The 16,002-nt window shown below is 71.8% G+C and carries 17 protein-coding genes; 7 read left to right on the top strand and 10 right to left on the bottom strand.

Translation table 11 applies throughout. The features are described from left to right. Nucleotides 1–112 precede the first annotated feature (112 nt). Nucleotides 113–421, bottom strand: a complete 309-nt coding sequence (locus HEP81_RS13580; RefSeq protein ID WP_190275993.1) for a hypothetical protein — start codon at nucleotides 419–421, stop codon at nucleotides 113–115. Next, nucleotides 408–1,067: a TetR/AcrR family transcriptional regulator gene (locus HEP81_RS13575; protein ID WP_037660279.1), complete on the bottom strand. Its 660-nt coding sequence runs from the start codon at nucleotides 1,065–1,067 to the stop codon at nucleotides 408–410. The genes HEP81_RS13580 and HEP81_RS13575 overlap by 14 nt, the downstream gene beginning before the upstream one ends. Nucleotides 1,068–1,185: 118 nt before the next feature. Between HEP81_RS13575 and HEP81_RS13570 the strand changes: the two genes are divergently transcribed. The 3 genes from HEP81_RS13570 to HEP81_RS13560 all read left to right on the top strand — a co-directional run bounded on the left by HEP81_RS13570 (nucleotide 1,186) and on the right by HEP81_RS13560 (nucleotide 3,615). Further along, a complete protein-coding gene (locus tag HEP81_RS13570; protein ID WP_037660281.1) occupies nucleotides 1,186–1,764 on the top strand; it encodes a HutD/Ves family protein in 579 nt (192 codons plus the stop codon). 34 nt (nucleotides 1,765–1,798) lie between these two features. Beyond that, a complete protein-coding gene (locus HEP81_RS13565) occupies nucleotides 1,799–2,908 on the top strand; it encodes an IS630 family transposase (RefSeq protein ID WP_190275992.1) in 1,110 nt (369 codons plus the stop codon). Between the two features lie 113 nt (nucleotides 2,909–3,021). Next, the gene (locus HEP81_RS13560; protein WP_037656559.1) at nucleotides 3,022–3,615 is read left to right on the top strand and encodes a hypothetical protein; all 594 of its coding nucleotides are present in this window, start codon (nucleotides 3,022–3,024) and stop codon (nucleotides 3,613–3,615) included. Between the two features lie 75 nt (nucleotides 3,616–3,690). On the opposite strand, the gene HEP81_RS13555 is transcribed toward HEP81_RS13560, so the two are convergent. Continuing rightward, nucleotides 3,691–4,629, bottom strand: coding sequence for an AurF N-oxygenase family protein (locus tag HEP81_RS13555; RefSeq protein ID WP_037656558.1), 939 nt, complete (start codon nucleotides 4,627–4,629; stop codon nucleotides 3,691–3,693). 124 nt (nucleotides 4,630–4,753) lie between these two features. Here HEP81_RS13555 and HEP81_RS13550 point away from each other — a divergent pair, with 124 nt between their 5' ends. Together HEP81_RS13550 and HEP81_RS13545 are read left to right on the top strand one after the other, a co-directional pair. Further along, nucleotides 4,754–5,863, top strand: a complete 1,110-nt coding sequence (locus HEP81_RS13550) for a ferritin-like domain-containing protein (RefSeq protein WP_037656556.1) — start codon at nucleotides 4,754–4,756, stop codon at nucleotides 5,861–5,863. Nucleotides 5,864–5,954: 91 nt separating this feature from the next. Next, nucleotides 5,955–6,848, top strand: coding sequence for a hypothetical protein (locus tag HEP81_RS13545; protein WP_106979937.1), 894 nt, complete (start codon nucleotides 5,955–5,957; stop codon nucleotides 6,846–6,848). Here HEP81_RS13545 and HEP81_RS13540 read toward each other — a convergent pair. From HEP81_RS13540 to HEP81_RS13515, 6 genes are all read right to left on the bottom strand, one after another. Beyond that, entirely contained in the window at nucleotides 6,832–7,317 is a 486-nt protein-coding gene (locus HEP81_RS13540; protein WP_037656554.1) for a DUF3291 domain-containing protein, read from the bottom strand. The genes HEP81_RS13545 and HEP81_RS13540 overlap by 17 nt on opposite strands. A gap of 44 nt (nucleotides 7,318–7,361) precedes the next feature. Next, nucleotides 7,362–8,819 carry a penicillin-binding transpeptidase domain-containing protein gene (locus tag HEP81_RS13535; protein WP_172637089.1) on the bottom strand — a complete coding sequence of 486 codons (1,458 nt, stop codon included), beginning with the start codon at nucleotides 8,817–8,819 and terminating at the stop codon, nucleotides 7,362–7,364. Nucleotides 8,820–8,857: 38 nt separating this feature from the next. After that, on the bottom strand, nucleotides 8,858–10,219 hold the full coding sequence (locus HEP81_RS13530; RefSeq protein ID WP_037656551.1) for an FtsW/RodA/SpoVE family cell cycle protein: 1,362 nt from the start codon (nucleotides 10,217–10,219) through the stop codon (nucleotides 8,858–8,860). A 148-nt stretch (nucleotides 10,220–10,367) separates the two neighbouring features. Continuing rightward, complete coding sequence (locus HEP81_RS13525) at nucleotides 10,368–11,639, bottom strand: ATP-binding protein (RefSeq protein ID WP_037656549.1); 1,272 nt, start codon at nucleotides 11,637–11,639, stop codon at nucleotides 10,368–10,370. After that, on the bottom strand, nucleotides 11,636–12,382 hold the full coding sequence (locus tag HEP81_RS13520; protein ID WP_037656548.1) for a hypothetical protein: 747 nt from the start codon (nucleotides 12,380–12,382) through the stop codon (nucleotides 11,636–11,638). The genes HEP81_RS13525 and HEP81_RS13520 overlap by 4 nt, the downstream gene beginning before the upstream one ends. Nucleotides 12,383–12,501: 119 nt before the next feature. Further along, a complete protein-coding gene (locus HEP81_RS13515; RefSeq protein ID WP_037656547.1) occupies nucleotides 12,502–13,008 on the bottom strand; it encodes a protein-tyrosine phosphatase family protein in 507 nt (168 codons plus the stop codon). Between the two features lie 99 nt (nucleotides 13,009–13,107). Here HEP81_RS13515 and HEP81_RS13510 point away from each other — a divergent pair, with 99 nt between their 5' ends. Next, nucleotides 13,108–13,911 (top strand): nuclease-related domain-containing protein, encoded by an 804-nt coding sequence (locus HEP81_RS13510; RefSeq protein WP_037656585.1) that lies wholly within the window; start codon nucleotides 13,108–13,110, stop codon nucleotides 13,909–13,911. Nucleotides 13,912–13,970: 59 nt separating this feature from the next. Here HEP81_RS13510 and ligD read toward each other — a convergent pair whose 3' ends face one another. Further along, on the bottom strand, nucleotides 13,971–14,867 hold the full coding sequence (gene ligD / locus HEP81_RS13505; protein ID WP_037656545.1) for a non-homologous end-joining DNA ligase: 897 nt from the start codon (nucleotides 14,865–14,867) through the stop codon (nucleotides 13,971–13,973). Nucleotides 14,868–14,920: 53 nt separating this feature from the next. On the opposite strand from ligD, the gene ku reads away from it, so the two are divergent. Next, nucleotides 14,921–15,970, top strand: a complete 1,050-nt coding sequence (gene ku / locus HEP81_RS13500) for a non-homologous end joining protein Ku (protein ID WP_037656584.1) — start codon at nucleotides 14,921–14,923, stop codon at nucleotides 15,968–15,970. Nucleotides 15,971–16,002 lie beyond the last annotated feature (32 nt).

The raw sequence follows: 16,002 nt of genomic DNA, 5'->3' as shown, positions 1-16,002 counted from the left end.
ATCACCTCGGGTGCGGAAGGGGTGGGCGCATTGCCGTTCCCTATCCGACCGCGATAATCAGACGTATTCCTGTGGGGCGCGCGCCGCGTGTGCGCGGTTCGGCGCAACCCTGTCACCCCTGCGTGTCACCCGGCTTGCCGGACGGCTTGGACCAGGGCCAGCGCAGCCGCCCGCCCGAGGTGTCGTCGGGGTCGTACTCGTACTTCCAGCCCTGGATCAGGCCCAGCCGTTTGCTGTGGCCGCGCGGTACGCGCCGGTAGACGTACACCGTGGGCGGCCCGTCGTCCGGGGCGGGGACGGGGATGCGGTACGTCTTCGGGGGATGTCCGGTCGGCCCGAGCAGGACGGACAGCACGCGTCCGTCCATGGGCCCGCCCTCGAAGGGGGTGTCCTGGCTCTTCACGGTCTCAGTCTCGGCCATCGCGGGTGAGGGTGCCCACGAGGGCCGCCGTCTGCTCGTCGCGGGCCGCGGTGACCGAGAGGGTGGCGACGAACTGGTCCACCAGCCAGTCCCGCAGTTCGCCGGCGGGCGGCTGCTTGTCCTCGTCCAGCCAGATCAGGGAGGCCGCCTCGACGGCCGTGATCCACATCCGGATGGTCATGCGCAGCCGGGGCCCGGGGTCGGTGGCGCCGAGATGGCTGAGAATGTGCTCGGCGGCGGCCCGCCGTACCCCGTCCACGATGGCCGTGGTGCGCGAGGTCTCCACCACGCTGCCGCCCCGCAGCAGCGCCGCGAAGCCGGTGTCGTGCTCGTCCACGAAGGTCAGATAGCGGGTGAGGGCGCGGGCCAGCCGGGCCAGCGGGGAGCCGGTGCGGGGCTCGTCGAAGCACTGCCGCAGCTCGTCCGCGGCCGACCCCAGCGCGGCCTCGTACAGCTGCTGCTTGCCGCCGGGGAAGTACCGGTACACCAGCGGCCGCGACACCCCGGCCGCCTCCGCCACGTCGTCCAGCGACACGTCCTCGGGCGCCCGGTGCGCGAACAGCGTCAGCGCCGCGTCGAGCAGCTGGCGCCGCCGTTCCTCGACACTGAGCCGGCGATACGCGGGGGTGGCGGTCTGGGGGGTCATGCCACGCAGCGTAACTTGCGGGTCCGGGCGGGCGCCGCGTGCCGGTCGGCCTACCCGCTCGACAGCGGGGGCGGTCCGCGGATACACACGGGGGACAGCGGACGAGAGGGAGTGCGGGATGACGGTGCGGGTGCTGAGGGCCGAGGGACGAGCGGCGACGCCGTGGAAGAACGGGGGCGGGCTGACCCGGGAGATCGCCGCGGCCCCCGAGGGCGCGGACATGGCGGACTTCGCGTGGCGCGTCAGCCTCGCCGATGTGGCCCGGGGCGGCCCGTTCTCCCGCTTCGAGGGCGTCGACCGGATCATCACCCTGGTCGAAGGACCCGGCATGGTGCTCACCGTCGACGGGTCCCCGCACCCGGTGGCCGAACCGTACGTCCCCTTCGCCTTCCCCGGGGACGCCGACACCGACTGCCGGCTGCTCGGCGGCCCGCTCGTCGACTTCAACGTGATGACCCGGCGCGGCCGGGCCACCGCGCGGGTGGAGATCGTACGAGGGCGGGTGGCGCTCCCCGCTCCGCCCGCCGCGCCCGTGCTGCTCGTCGTCGTACTGGAGGGTTCCGCCGTCCTCGAGGGGGCGGGCACGCGCCTCGGCCGCCTCGACGCGGCCCTGTGCACCGGCGCCCGTGACGAGGTCCTGGCGGTCGAGGGGGTCGCCGCGCTCGTCGCCCTCAGCGGTACGGCCGCGGAGGTCTAGTGTCCTGAGTCCTTGATCCATCGTTGGTCAGGACATGGGACGTCCTGGGCCGAGACTGGCCGAGTTGGTGTTGTCGGATCACGAGCGGCGGGTGCTCGGTGGGTTGGGGCGGGGGCAATCGACGCCGCAGGCTCTGGCGTTGAGGGCCCGAATCGTGCTGGCGTGCGCCGAAATGGAGCCTGATGGACTGCCCCGGTCGGCCAGTTCGGTGGCCGCTGCCGCCGGGGTGACCACGGAGACGGTATCCAAGTGGCGGGGCCGTTTCCTCAGAGACCGGCTGGACGGCCTGGGTGACGCGCCCCGCCCGGGCCGGGAGCGGACGGTCACCGATGAGCAAGTCGCCGAGCTGGTCCGGATGACGCTGGAGACGAAGCCGAAGAACGCCACGCACTGGTCGACACGCTCGATGGCCGAGCGGGTCGGCCTGTCCCAGTCCACCGTCTCCCGGGTCTGGCGGGCCTTCGGCCTTCAGCCCCACCGGGCCGAGTCATTCAAGCTGTCCACCGATCCATTCTTCGTCGACAAGGTCCACGACGTGGTCGGGCTCTACCTCGACCCGCCCGAAAGGGCACTGGTGCTCTGCGTCGACGAGAAGTCCCAGATCCAGGCACTGGACCGCTCTCAGCCTGTGCTGCCGATGATGCCCGGTGTCCCGCAACGGGCCAGCCACGATTACGTGCGCGCGGGCACCACGACGCTGTTCGCCGCTCTGAACACGGCCACCGGCAAAGTCATCGGCTCACTGCATCGCCGCCACCGCACTGCCGAGTTCAAGAAGTTCCTGGCCAAGCTGGAGCGCGAGATCCCGACCGGCCTGGAGGTGCACCTCGTCCTGGACAACTACGCCACTCACAAGACCGAGACGATCAAGAAATGGCTGCTGGCCCATCCCCGTTTCCAGCTGCATTTCACACCCACCGGCTCGTCCTGGCTGAACCTGGTCGAGCGGTGGTTCGCCGAGCTGACCAGCAAGAAGCTCCGCCGCGGCGTCCACCGCTCCGTCCAGGCCCTCGAACGAGACATCCGGGCCTGGGTCGCCGACTGGAACGACAACCCTCGCCCATACGTCTGGACCAAGACCGCCGATCAAATCCTCGAATCCCTCGCCAGCTACTGCCGACGGATCAAAGACTCAGGACACTAGGAACCTTCCCGCTGTTACCAAGTGCGGACAGAACCGGGTGAACTCCGCCTGAGAAGACCTCATCTGATGGGGCGTAGGGAATGACCACCCGATGCCCGAGGGGGATTTCGATCATGACCGCTCGCACTGTGCGCCGCACCGCCCGTACCGCTCGTACCGTTCGCACCACCGGCCTGGTGGCCGTCGCCGCGGCCGCCGCGCTCTCCTTGGCCGCCGTCTCCGCCCAGGCGGCCACGTCCGCCGCCGGTGGTGCGCACCACGCCGCCGTGTCCGCGGCCGCGGCGAAGAAGTCGGCCCCGGAGCGCACCCAGAAACTGCCGGACGGCAGCACGGCCGAGATCTACCAGCTCGGTGAGCAGAGCTACCGCGCCAAGATCGTCAACCACGGCGCGGTCCTGGCCACCCTGGACACGAACGGGCGGGACGCCGGGCTCGACGCCAACGACATGTTCATCGTGCTCACGCTGGGCGGCGAGGTGCACGCCTGGATGGGCGGCGGCCACCAGGGCCCGGGCACCTTCGAGGTCGCGGGCGGCTGGACCGTCAAGGTGACGAAGTTCGGCGAGCTGCGCTACCGCGCGCAGATCATCGGCCACGACGGGGTGGCCGCCACCATCGAGACGAAGGACCGGCACGACGTCGGCCTCGACGCCAACGGCGTGTACATCGTGCTCAGCAACGGCGGTGTGCTCAGCGCCCACGAGTAGGAGAGCGGCCGGCCGTCATACCGAAGTCCCCGCCAGGGGAAGGGGGTTCCCCCGGCGGGGACTTCGCGCGTTCCGCTACGCCAGCAGTCCCGACGACCGCCACAGCCGCCGTCCGGCCCCGCGCAGCACACCGATGTCGTCCAGGAAGTCGGTCAGCCGCTTGGCGCCGGTCTGCATGATCTCGCGGCGGTGGCCGCTGGCCTTGACCTGGGCCACGGCCTCGCGCTTGTCGAGCCCGACATTGGTGTACACCTCCGGGTTGACGAAGGCGACGGAGAAGACGCGTGCGAACTCGCCGGAGGTCACCCGGGTGAACTCCTGGGACCAGCGCGGGGCGGTCACCATCTGGCGGCGCAACTCCTCGCGGGCGTACCGCACATGGCGCGCCTCCTCGACCACATGGATCCGGGTCACGCCCCGGACCAGCGGCTGCACCCGCTCGTCCGGGAAGGTCAGGCGCTGCATCCAGTCCAGGACCTCCTCGCCCAGCAGGGTCGCCGTGAAGGAACCCGGGGTGGTGGAGATGGTCTTGAAGAGCCGGCCCAGGTTCAGGTGCGCCTTGCTGACCGGGTACCAGGGGGTGTCGCCGCGCTCGATCAGGCGCGCGAACATCTTCGAGTGGCGGCACTCGTCCTCGATCTCGGTGAGGGCGTAGCGCACATGCGCGCTGGTGGCGGACTTGTCGTAGATGTGCCGCACCAGCAGCTGCATCAGGATGAGTTCGAACCAGATGCCGAGCGAGGCCAGCGCGGCCGCCTCGTGCTTGGAGAGCAGGATGCGCTGCTCCTCGCTCATCCGCTGCCACATCGGCGTGCCGTACAGCGAGACCAGCTCCGGCGGCCAGAACCACTTGCCCTCCTCGAAGGGCGCGTCCCAGTCCAGCTCCTTGTCGGGGTCGAAGGAGTGTTTGGCGGAGGAGACCAGCAGCCGTTCGGCCACCTGCTCCCGGTCCTTGAGCAGGCCGAGCGCGTCGCGCAGGCCGTCCAGCGCGTCCGCTTCCGTCAGGGTCGTCATGGCTCCCTCACCTCGTTACCCGGGGGTATGTAGTCCAGTAACTTATGAGACTGCCTGTCAGCAAGGGCGTCAATCCCCTGCGCAGGACTTGTTGACTGCGCGTCTACGTGTGAGTCTGCGAGATATGTCCACCCATGACCTGTACGTCGACCGACCCGGAGAGCCCACCTGGCAGGTGCCCGCGTCCGGCGCGGCCCGGTTCAGCTGGGAGTACGACGACGGCCGCGAGCGGCTGCTGGCCCTGTACCAGAAGGGCAAGGACAAGCAGTGGGACGCCACCCGGCGCATCGACTGGGACCTGGAGGTCGATCCCCATGACGTGCTCGGCACCCCCGACGAGGCGACGGCCCTGTACGGGACGCCGTACTGGGACCGGATGAGCGAGCGCGAGAGGGGCGAGCTGCGCCGGCACTTCGCCTCCTGGCAGTTCAGCCAGTTCCTGCACGGCGAGCAGGGCGCGATGATCTGCGCCGCCCGGATCGTGGAGTCGGTGCCCGATCTGGACGCCAAGTTCTACTCCGCGACCCAGACCATGGACGAGGCCCGGCACGCCGAGATCTACAGCCGGTTCCTGAAGGAGAAGATCGGGCTCGTCTACCCGATCAACGACAACCTCCAGGCACTGCTCGGCGACACCCTGCGCGACAGCCGCTGGGACATGCCCTACCTCGGCATGCAGGTACTCATCGAGGGGCTGGCGCTCGCCGCCTTCGGCTTGATCCGGGACACCACCGACAAGCCGCTGCCCCGGCAGATCCTCACGTACGTCATGCAGGACGAGGCCCGGCACGTGGCCTTCGGCCGGATGGCGCTGCGCGACCACTACCGGCAGCTCACCGACGCCGAACTGCGCGAGCGCGAGGAGTTCGTCGTCGAGGGCTGCTATCTGATGCGCGACCGGCTGCGCGGCGTGGAGGTGCTGGAGAACTTCGGCATCCCGCGCGCCGAGGCCGAGGAGCTGACCGAGCACACCGAGTTTCTCCAGCTCTTCCGCAAGCTGCTGTTCAGCCGCATCGTGCCCTGCGTCAAGGACATCGGCCTGTGGGGCGAGCGGCTCCGGCGGGCGTACGTCGACCTCGGCGTGCTGGAGCTGGGCGACTCCGATCTGGAGCAGCTCATGGCCCAGGACGAGGAGTTGGCCGACCAGCTGGACGCCCGGCGCTTCGCGGCGGAGGAGCGGGCGCGGGTCGCGGAGGTGGAGGAGGTGATCGAGACGGGGGCGGAGGAGGGCTGAGCGGGCCGGTGGCGGTGAGGGAACGGGGCAGGTCGGGTGCCGACTCGGTGCCCGTCCGTTCACCCGCGTGCAGTAGCGTGCTGGCGTGTCCATGCCTCCGTCGCCGCAGCAGCCGCCGTACCCGAACCAGCCCGGTTCCCCGTACGGCCAGCAGTCCCCCTACGGGCAGCAGTCCCCTTACGGGCAGCAGTCCCCTTACGGGCAGCAGTCCCCTTACGGGCAGCCCCAGCCGCAGAACCCCGGCCCCTACGGCGGCTCGCCGTACCCCCAGCAGGGTCCCCAGCCCGGGGGCCCGCAGCAGCCGCCGTACCAGGGCTGGGGCGGTATGCCGCCCGTCGTGCCGCCGCCCCCGAAGAAGAGCCGGGTCGGCCTGATCCTCGGGATCGTGGGCGGCGTGGTCGTGCTGATCGTGGGCGGTCTGGTCGCCCTCGGCGCGATCGGCTACAAGGCGGCGACCACCTTCCCCGACGCCAAGAACAAGCTGACGCTGCCCAAGACGCTGCTCGACGACAAGTACACCTTCTCCAAGGACCTCTCCGGCGCCGACGGCCAGGCGATCGAGAGCGAGGCGAACTCCTCCTGGAACGCCAAGGACGTGCACGCCGTGGTGGGCACGTACACCCTGGGCGGCGACGCGACCAAGGGCAACCTGGTGGTGTCGGGCATGTACGGCCGGTTCAAGGACGCGGACCAGATCCGCCGGAACATGATGAAGGGCGGCGCCGAGAACGCCGGCACCACGGTCGCCGTACCCGCGAAGGACTTCGACCTGGACGTCACCATCAGCTGCGAGGTGCTGGTCCAGGACCAGGCCGGCACGAAGATCACCATGCCCTCCTGTGCCTGGGCCGACGGCAACACGGCCGCCACGATCGCCATCGTGGACATGAGCTCCATGTCGCAGGACCCCTCCCAGGTCGACCTGGCCGCGCTCGCCAAGGAGACCCTCCAGGTCCGCTCCGAGGCGATCAAGCCGATCGGCTGACCGCCGCCTCCTCCCCGGGCGCGAACGGCGCCCGCAGCGTGAAGGCGTACGGCGTCGGGCCGTGCGCCCTCAGGTGCAGCAGCCGGTCCTCCGCCTCGGCGACCGCCGGGCGGTGGCCGGCCGGCACCCACCACAGGGCGGTCACCGCTTCCTCCAGCCGCTCGAAGAACTCCCGGCGTCTGGCCAGCAACTCCCGGTGCTGCCCCCGGTACATGAACGCGGTGAGCGCCTCCGCGTCCCGCCACACCGACAGGTTGACGATCAGCCACGCGTCCCCGAGCACCGGGACGTCGGTCGCGTTGCCGGAGTCGCTCTTGAGCCGCCACACAAAGCCGTCCGAGGCGTCGGCGACCGCGTTCACCGGGTCGAGTCCGTCGACGAAGTCCTTCAACTCGGCCGAGTCCAGCGGGTGTCTGAGGCGGGCGATGTTCACCTGGGCCAGTTCGTACGCGGGTGCGGTATCCGTCATGGTCGCACCCTAGGGAGATCCGGGCCGCCCGCGGCAGCCCCGTCTCACCGGCCGAGCACCGCCCGCATCACGTCCCGGGCGATCGGCGCCGCGTCGCCTCCGCCGCTGATCTCGCCCCGGTCCGCCGAGGCGTCCTCCACCACCACCGCGACCGCGACCGCCGGCTCCACCGCGTCCTGGTCCTGCGCCCAGGAGACGAACCAGGCGTATGGCAGGCCGGTGTTGCCCACCCCGTGCTGCGCGGTGCCGGTCTTGCCACCGACGATCGCGCCGGGGATCGCCGCCCGGGTACCGGTGCCCTCCCGCACCACCCCGGTCATCAGCTCCTTCAACTGCTCGGCCGTGTACGGGCGCATGACCTGGCGCACCGGATGCGTCCCGCTGCCCGCGACCGTCTCACCGTCGCGCCGGGTCGTCCGCTCCACCAGGTAGGGCGTGTGCAGCCGCCCGTCGTCGGCGACGGCCGCCGCGACCATCGCCATCTGGAGCGGGGTGGCGCGGGTGTTGTACTGCCCGATCGAGGAGAGCGCCAACTGCGCTTTGTCCACATGGGAGTCGAAGGTGCTGGTCGCGACCGAGAAGGGTACACGCACGCCGCCGTCGTTGAACCCGAACGCCTCCGCCGTGGCCGTCATGTCCCGCACCCCGACGTCCACGCCCAGCTTGGCGAAGACCGTGTTGCAGGACCACTCGAAGGCGTCCCGCAGCGAGGTGTCCCCACAGCCGTCGGCCTCGTTGGTCAGCGTGGTGCGGGTGCCGGGCAGCCGATAGGGGTCGGGGGAGTCGGTGCGCGCGTCCGGGTCGGTGACCACCCCCGCGTCCAGCGCCGCCGCCGCGGTGACCACCTTGAACGTCGAACCCGGCGGATACGTCTGCCGTACCGCCCGGTTGAGCATCGGCTTGTCCGGGTCGCCGTTGAGCCGCGCCCACGCGGACGCCACCGAGGCGGCGTTGCCGGAGAGCTGGGCCGGATCGTACGACGGGCTCGTCACCAGGGCCAGGATCCGCCCGGTCGAGGGATCGACGGCGGCCACCGCGCCCTTGCGCCCGCCGAGCCCCCGGTACGCCGCCTCCTGCGCCGCCCGGCTGAGCGTCGTCACCACGTTCCCGCCCGGTTCCAGGCCCCGGGTCAGGTCGTTCCACAGCGGCAGCGGCGCGAGCATCGGATCGGCGCCGGAGAGCACCCCGTCCTCGGAGTGCTCCAGGAGCGTGGTGCCGTACGACTGGGAGGCGAAGCCGGTCACCGGCGCGTACAACGGCCCGTCCTGGTAGGTGCGTTCGTAGCGCAGCTGCTCATGGGTGTCCACGGAGCCGGTGACCGGCTTGCCGTCGACCAGGATGTCGCCGCGCGGCTGCTGGTAACGGGCGATGGCCGCGCGGCGGTTGGCCGGGTTGCCGGTGTAGTCGCCGGCCTGGACGAGCTGCACCCGGGCCGCGTTGACCAGCAGCGCCGCGAGCAGCAGGGTGCAGAACGCGCAGGCGTGCCGGATGTACCGGGCCATCGGCCGCCCGCCCTCGCCGCCCATCCCGGAGTAGTCGCTCACGGCGCCTCCCTGCCGTCGTACTGGCTGCGTGCCGAGTCGCTCACCCGGATCAGCAGGGCCACGATCGTCCAGTTGGTGACCACCGAGGAGCCGCCCTGGGCGAGGAAGGGCATCGCCATGCCGGTCAGCGGGATCAGCCCGGTGACCCCGCCCGCGATCACGAACACCTGGAGCGCCAGGATCGAGGCGAGCCCCACCGCGAGCAGCCGTCCGAAGGGCTCGCGCAGCGAGAGGCCCGCCCGGTAGCCGCGCTCCACCAGCAGCGCGTACAGCAGGATGATCGCCGCGAGCCCCGCGAGGCCCAGTTCCTCGCCGGCCGTGGCCAGGATGAAGTCCGACTTGGCGGCGAAGCCGATGAGCACCGAGTGCCCGAGCCCGAGCCCGGTGCCGAGCAGACCGCCCGCCGCGAACGCGAACAGCGACTGGGACAGCTGATTGGGGCCACGCCCGGCCTCGATGGTGGCGAACGGATGCAGCCAGTCCGCGATCCGGCCGCCCACATGCGGCTCCACCCGGCCGACGGCCACCGCGCCCAGTACGGCGAGCACCAGCCCCACCGCGATCCAGCCGGTGCGCCCGGTGGCGACGTACAGCAGCACCACGAACAGCCCGAAGAACAGCAGCGAGGTGCCGAGGTCCCGTTCCAGGACCAGCACCCCGACGCTGAGCAGCCAGATCGTCACGATCGGCCCGAGCACCCGCCCGGTCGGGAACTGCATCCGCCAGATCCGGCGGCCGGTGTACGCGAGCGCGCTGCGGTTGGCGGCGAGGTACGCGGCGAAGAACACCGCGAGCAGCACCTTCGCGAACTCGCCCGGCTGGATGGAGAATCCGGCGAGCCGGATCCAGATCCGGGCGCCGTTGACCGCGGGGAACAGGATCGGCACCAGGAGCAGGACGAGCGCGGTGACCACGCACACATAGGAGTACCGCTGGAGCAGCCGGTGGTCGCGCAGCAGCAGGACGACGACGATGAACAGGGCCACCCCGAGCGCGGACCACACCAGCTGGGCGGGGGCGGCCCGGTCGCCCGGTGTCTCCAGGTCCAGCCGGTAGATCAGCACCAGGCCGAGCCCGTTGAGCAGCACCCCGATGGGCAGCGGCAGCGGATCGGCGTACGGCGCCCGCAGCCGTACGGCGAGATGCGCGAGCAGCGCGAGCACCCCGAGCCCGGCCCCGTACGCCAGCGCCCCCGGCGGCACCCGCCCGGCCCGGGCCAGGCCCACCGCGCAGTAGCCGTACACCGACAGCGTGACGGCCAGCACGATCAGCGCGAGCTCGATCCCGCGACGCCGGGGCAGCCGTACGACGGGCACGGCGGCCGGGGCCGTCGCCGCGGCGGTTCCGGCGTCGGTCATGCCGCGAACTTACCTAAACCCGACTATTCCGCCTCAGTGCAACGCGCCCCTCGGGGGCGCGGGGCTGTGTCCGATATGCGGCTCCGCCGCGTGGGCGCGACAAGCCGCATACGACTCGCACCCGCCGACGAACCGCTACGGCCGAGCCCTATCGCGCTGGCGGAGCCACCCGCGCCGGCCAGGCCGCCGGCAGGACGAGCGTCGCCACCGCACCCCCGTCCGCCGCGTTCCGGAACGACAGCCGCGCGCCCAGCACCTCCGCCTGCCCCACCGCGATGGTCAGCCCGAGCCCGTGCCCCTTCGCGCCGCCCTCGGTGCGGAACCGCTGCGGCCCGTGCGCGATCAGATACTCGGGATACCCGCTCCCGTGGTCCCGCACCGTCACCACCGGCCCGTGCACCGTGAGCAGCACCGGCGCCGCCCCGTGCTTGTGCGCGTTGGCCACCAGATTGCCCAGCACCCGCTCCAGGCGCCGCCGGTCCGTCTCCACCACGGCGTCCCGTACGACCCGTACCTCGGTCTCCGTCCCCGACGCCCGCACCACCCGCTCGGCGAGCGCCCCCAGACCCTCGGCGTCGGCCTCCAGCCGCTCCCGGCCGCTGTCCAGGCGGGAGATCTCCAGCAGGTCCTCGGTGAGGGTGCGCAGCGCGGCCACCCGGTCCCGCACCAGTTCCGTCGGCCGCCCGGGCGGCAGCAGTTCCGCCGCCGCGTGCAGCCCGGTGAGCGGGGTCCGCAGCTCGTGCGCCACGTCCGCGGTGAACCGCTGCTCGCTGAGCAGCTTGCCCTGGAGCGAGGCGGCCATCGAGTCCAGCGCGGCGGCCACCGCGGCCACCTCGTCCTGGGGCCGGACCGGATCCTTCGTGCGGGGGTCGTCGACCCGCGCGTCCAGGTCGCCCGCGCTGATCCGGCGGGCCACCCGCGCGGTCGCGTGCAGCCGCCGGGTCACCCGGGACACGGCGAACACGCCGACCAGCACGGTCGCGCCGATGGCGAGCGCGGAGGACCACAGGATCGAGGTGTCGAGCCCGGCGATGGTGCCGGACTGCTGCGAGTAGTCGATCTCCACGGCCAGCGCCCGGTGCCCCTGGACGGGGCCCGCCGCCCACATCGTCGGCCGCCCCCGGTGCGTGGACACCACGGTGCCGCGCCGCCCGGAGAGCGCGAGCGCCCGCAGCGAGTCCGGCAGCCCCTCGGGGTCGACCCCGGCGTTGGGCAGCAGGGTGTCCCCGGCCTCGTAGGCGCGGGTGGCGTCCGAGAGCCGGGACAGGGCGAGGGCCCGCGCATTGCCGACGGTCTGGTCGGTCACCGAGACATGCACGAGCACACCGAGCAGCGCGGCCAGCGCGCAGCACATCACGGTGATGAACACGGCCGCCTTCACGGCGAGCGGCCCCGCCCAGCGGGCCAGCAGCAGCCTCATGACGCGCTCGGGGAGGCGGCGGGGGAGGCGGACGGGCGCGCGGAGGGGCTCGCCTTGTGGATCCGGCGGCCCGCGCCGGTGTGCAGGTACTCGTCGCGGGAGAACACCATCGCGCGCTGGCCGGGGTCCCACTCCCAGGTGGTGCGGTACTCGTAGCCGGAGATGTCCGCCGGATTGCGCTCGATCAGCGCGCGCCCGGCCAGCTCCACACCGAGGATCGCGTCGTTGTCGGCCAGCACCTGCACCAGATGGCGGCCCTCGACGGTGTAGACCCGGACCGCGGTCTGGTTGGTCGGGTAGAGCCGGAAGCCGAGGGTGAGATCGGGCCGGCCGTCGCCGGTCAGGTCCCGGTAATACGGCTTGAGCAGCGGGCACAGCGCCCGGTCGCCGCCCGCACGGCAGTCCTTCACCCGGTCCACGGTCCCGTGGAACGCCCCCTTGGACCCGTAGTCGGCCGGGTGCGCCTTCAGCTCCGCCTCGACGATGTCCACCGGATCGATCCTGCGTATGTCGCCGCCGGGCACGGTCAGGCCCTTGACGGTCTCCCGCGTCGCCACGTCGTACGGGTACGCCGGGCTGGACGCCGGGCGCAGACCGGGCCAGAGCTTGGCGGGGCTGTCCGCGGTCTGGGTCGGCCCGGCGCTCTGCAACTGGCCGGCGTCCCCGCAGGCCGCCGCCGTCGCCGACAACAGGGCGACGGCGGCCGCGGCGAAGGCGGTGCGCACAGGGCGACGGAGGGGCACGGTGCTCCAGGGGCGATGGTTTTGCAGGTCAGTAGGCCAGTATGCACATAGATTCCAAGGAAGCCCCTTTTTGTCCGCTCTGTGCACCTGGGCCGTGCGCCGGTGCCGGGACAGAGAGGCTACTCGGCCAGTTCCTCAAGGAGCCGTACGGTATGCAGCCCGGCGCGCATATACGCCACGAACAGCTCGTTGTGCAGCGCCCACGCCGAGCGGCGGGCCCGGATCAGCCGGATGGCCTCGTCCGCCGTGCCGCCCCGCTGCACCAGCGCGTGCGCCACGACCAGGCCCGAGCGGTTGTACCCGTGATAGCAGCGCACCAGCACTTGGCGGCCCGCGTCCAGCGCCTCGTTCGCCGCCCGCGCCAGCCGGATCACCCCGGCCAGCTGCGTGCCGTCCAGCGGTCCGTCCGGTATCGGCCACACATGGTGCTCGACGCCCGCGTCCGGGCCGTAGCCGGGCAGCCGCAGCAGCGACTGCACCACATCGAACTCGTCCCGTACGACGGCCGTCTCCAGCCGGCCCGTACGCCCCCGGTACTCGTGCCCGCCCATCCACAGGCCGGGCACGATCTCGTTCCACGGGCTCCGTGGAGCCGGCACGTCGGGCTGCGTTCCGCGGGTTCGCACCGGCGCCTCCCCAACTCCCCTGCGCGGGGCCGCCCTCCACGGTAGCCGGTCTTGCCCGGGAAGCACCCGGCCTGTTCCCATGGTCGAGGGGTGATGCGCATGAGCGGACTGCGCGTGGTGCCAGGCCGCCGCGGGGGCCGGGACCGGCTGTACGTCTGCCGCCCGGACGGCAGCCGGATCGCCTGGTACGACCGCGCCTCCGGCCGGGTCGACCTGCTCGCCGAGGACGAGCGGGACCGGGTCCTCGACGTGCTGAAGCCCTTCCTCACCGGTCCGGTGGCCGTGGGCCCGCCCCCGGTCCCCACCGCCGCCGAACTCGCCCGGCTCGCCCTGCACCCCGATGACGACCTCGCGCCCAACCGGCCCGGTGAGGCGCTGCTGATCGCCCTCGACCGCGACCCGGGCACCGGACACCGGCTGCGCCCCGACCCGCGCCGCCGCGCCCTGCTGGCCGAGCAGACCGTCGGCGATGTGCTCGACGGCCTGGAGGGCGCGGGCTGGCTCGCCCTGCACTCGCTGCCGCTGCCCGGCGGCGACCGGGTCCACCATCTGCTGATCGGCCCCGGCGGACTGTTCGCCGTGCACGCCCTGTACGCCCGCAGGGCGCGGGTGCGGGTCGCCGATCCGATGGTCGCCGTGGGCCGGCGCGCCGCGGAGCCCCTGCTGCGCCGGCTGCGCGCCCAGACCGACCGGGCCGCCTACGCCCTGACCGCCGAGGTCCGCCCGGTGCTCGCCCTGACCGACCCCTCCGGGGTGACCCTGACCGCCGCGCCGCGGGGGATACGGGTCCTTTCCACCGGGGATCTGCCGGGGCTGGCCCGGCTGGGCGGCGTACTGAAACCGGCGGACGTGGCGGCGCTGCACGCGATGGCACGGGACCGCCGTACCTGGGAGAAGGTCTGAGCTAGGGCCTCTCGTTTGGATCATGCCGGGCTCGCGGGGCCTGATCCAAACGAAAGACCCTAGGTGACTTCGGGGAGGGGGGCCGCCCGGCGCCGGTCCAGCAGGGGGGCCATCAGGTCGCCGTGCTCCCGCAGGCGGGGCGCGATGTCCTCGGCCTGGAACTCCAGCCGACCCGGTGAGCGGCAGTCGGCTACCTCCTCCCAGGTCACGGGCGCGGAGACCAGCGGGGTGCGGCGGGCGCGCAGGGTGTAGGGGGTGGCGGTGGTCTTGCGGGCCGCGTTCTGGCTCCAGTCCACGAACACCTTCCCGGGCCGCAGGCTCCTGGTCATCCGGTGCACCACCAGCCGGGGCAGCGCACGCTCCGCCTCCACCGCGAGCGCCTTGGCGTACTCGCTGGTCCGCTCCGGGGAGGCACCGGAGACCGCCGCCAGCAGATGCAGCCCCTTGGACCCGGCCGTCTTCGGGTACGCCTCGATCCCGTCCGCAGCGAGCCGCTCACGCAGCCACAGGGCGACCTCGCAGCACTGCACGACGGTCGCAGGCGCCCCGGGATCGAGATCGAACACCAGCCGGTCGGCCTCTTCCGGCGAGTCCACCAGCCACTGGTGGGTGTGGAACTCGGTGACCAGGTTCGCCGCCCACACCAGGCTCGGCAGATCCTGTACGACGACCATCCGGGCCGGGCTGTCCGCCGAGGATCTCGGCACCTCGGCGGTCGTGACCCACTCGGGCGTACCCGGCGGCACGTTCTTGGTGAAGAACACCTGGCCCTCGGGGCCGTCGGGGTAGCGCAGGAAGGACACCGCGCGGTCGCGCAGATGCGGGAGCAGCGCGTCGGCGGTGGTCGCGTAGTAGTGCACCAGCTCCGCCTTGGTGAAGCCGGTCGCCGGATACAGCACCTTCTCCAGGTTGGTCAGCGGGACCCGCCGCCCCGCCACCTCTGTGATGGGCGTCATAGGATGACAATCCCAGACAAACCGGTCCCTATGGCAAAGGAAGGGTGCGGCACGTGCGATCGATATGGAACGGCGCCATCTCCTTCGGGCTGGTCAGCATCCCGATCAAGCTGGTCAACGCGACCGAGAGCCATGCGATCTCCTTCCGCCAGATCCACACCGAGGACAACGGCCGCATCCGCTACCGCAAGGTGTGCGAGGTGGAGGACCGCGAGGTCAGCCAGTCCGAGATCGGCAAGGCGTACGAGGACGCGGACGGCACCATCGTCCCGATCACCGACGAGGACCTGTCCCATCTGCCGATCCCGACGGCCCGGACCATCGAGATCGTCGCCTTCGTACCGGCCGACAAGATCGATCCGCTCCAGATGGGCTCGGCGTACTACCTCGCCGCCAGCGGAGCCCCCGCCGCCAAGCCGTACACCCTTCTCCGCGAGGCACTGAAACGCAGCAACAAGGTCGCCATCGCCAAGTTCGCGCTGCGCGGCCGGGAGCGGCTCGGGATGCTGCGGGTGGTCGGCGACGCGATCGCCATGCACGCCCTGCTCTGGCCGGACGAGGTACGGGCACCCGAGGGGGTCGCCCCGGACGTGGACGTCAAGATCCGGGACAAGGAGCTCGATCTCGCGGACGCGCTGATGGACACCCTCGGCGAGGTGGAGATGGCGGATCTGCACGACGAGTACCGGGAGGCACTGGAGGAGGTCATCGCCGCCAAGGCCGCGGGCGAGACACCCCCGCAGGCCCCGGAACCGGCGAAGGGCGGCAAGGTCCTCGATCTGATGGCCGCCCTGGAGAACAGCGTCCGCGCCGCCCGCGAATCCCGCGAACCCAGCGGCGCGGCCGAGGTCAGATCCCTGCCGGACCGCCGCTCCACCCCCAAGGAGACGGGCACCAAGAAGTCCACCTCCACGGCGCGGAAGACCACCGTTAAGAAGACCCCGGCCAGAAAGTCCACCTCGAAGTCGACCGAGACGGCGAAGAAGAGCACCGCGCGATCGAGCACGGCGCGATCGAGCACGGCGAAGGCGAGCACCGCGAAGTCGGGCACGGGGAAGAAGACGGCGGCGAAGAAGACGGCCGCCCGGAAACGCTCGGCCTGACCGGCTCCCGCCGCCCGGCCCTACCGCGGATC

The organism is Streptomyces griseofuscus (assembly GCF_014673495.1).
In the GTDB taxonomy this organism is placed as follows: Bacteria; Actinomycetota; Actinomycetes; order Streptomycetales; family Streptomycetaceae; genus Streptomyces; species Streptomyces murinus.
This window is presented reverse-complemented; position numbering and strand designations above follow the sequence as displayed.

Coding starts and splice junctions, on each gene's coding strand:
- HEP81_RS13580 (WP_190275993.1), bottom strand. CDS start 421: ATGGCCGAGACTGAGACCGTGAAGAGCCAGGACACCCCCTTCGAGGGC.
- HEP81_RS13575 (WP_037660279.1), bottom strand. CDS start 1,067: ATGACCCCCCAGACCGCCACCCCCGCGTATCGCCGGCTCAGTGTCGAG.
- HEP81_RS13570 (WP_037660281.1), top strand. CDS start 1,186: ATGACGGTGCGGGTGCTGAGGGCCGAGGGACGAGCGGCGACGCCGTGG.
- HEP81_RS13565 (WP_190275992.1), top strand. CDS start 1,799: ATGGGACGTCCTGGGCCGAGACTGGCCGAGTTGGTGTTGTCGGATCAC.
- HEP81_RS13560 (WP_037656559.1), top strand. CDS start 3,022: ATGACCGCTCGCACTGTGCGCCGCACCGCCCGTACCGCTCGTACCGTT.
- HEP81_RS13555 (WP_037656558.1), bottom strand. CDS start 4,629: ATGACGACCCTGACGGAAGCGGACGCGCTGGACGGCCTGCGCGACGCG.
- HEP81_RS13550 (WP_037656556.1), top strand. CDS start 4,754: ATGTCCACCCATGACCTGTACGTCGACCGACCCGGAGAGCCCACCTGG.
- HEP81_RS13545 (WP_106979937.1), top strand. CDS start 5,955: ATGCCTCCGTCGCCGCAGCAGCCGCCGTACCCGAACCAGCCCGGTTCC.
- HEP81_RS13540 (WP_037656554.1), bottom strand. CDS start 7,317: ATGACGGATACCGCACCCGCGTACGAACTGGCCCAGGTGAACATCGCC.
- HEP81_RS13535 (WP_172637089.1), bottom strand. CDS start 8,819: ATGGCCCGGTACATCCGGCACGCCTGCGCGTTCTGCACCCTGCTGCTC.
- HEP81_RS13530 (WP_037656551.1), bottom strand. CDS start 10,219: ATGACCGACGCCGGAACCGCCGCGGCGACGGCCCCGGCCGCCGTGCCC.
- HEP81_RS13525 (WP_037656549.1), bottom strand. CDS start 11,639: ATGAGGCTGCTGCTGGCCCGCTGGGCGGGGCCGCTCGCCGTGAAGGCG.
- HEP81_RS13510 (WP_037656585.1), top strand. CDS start 13,108: ATGAGCGGACTGCGCGTGGTGCCAGGCCGCCGCGGGGGCCGGGACCGG.
- ligD (WP_037656545.1), bottom strand. CDS start 14,867: ATGACGCCCATCACAGAGGTGGCGGGGCGGCGGGTCCCGCTGACCAAC.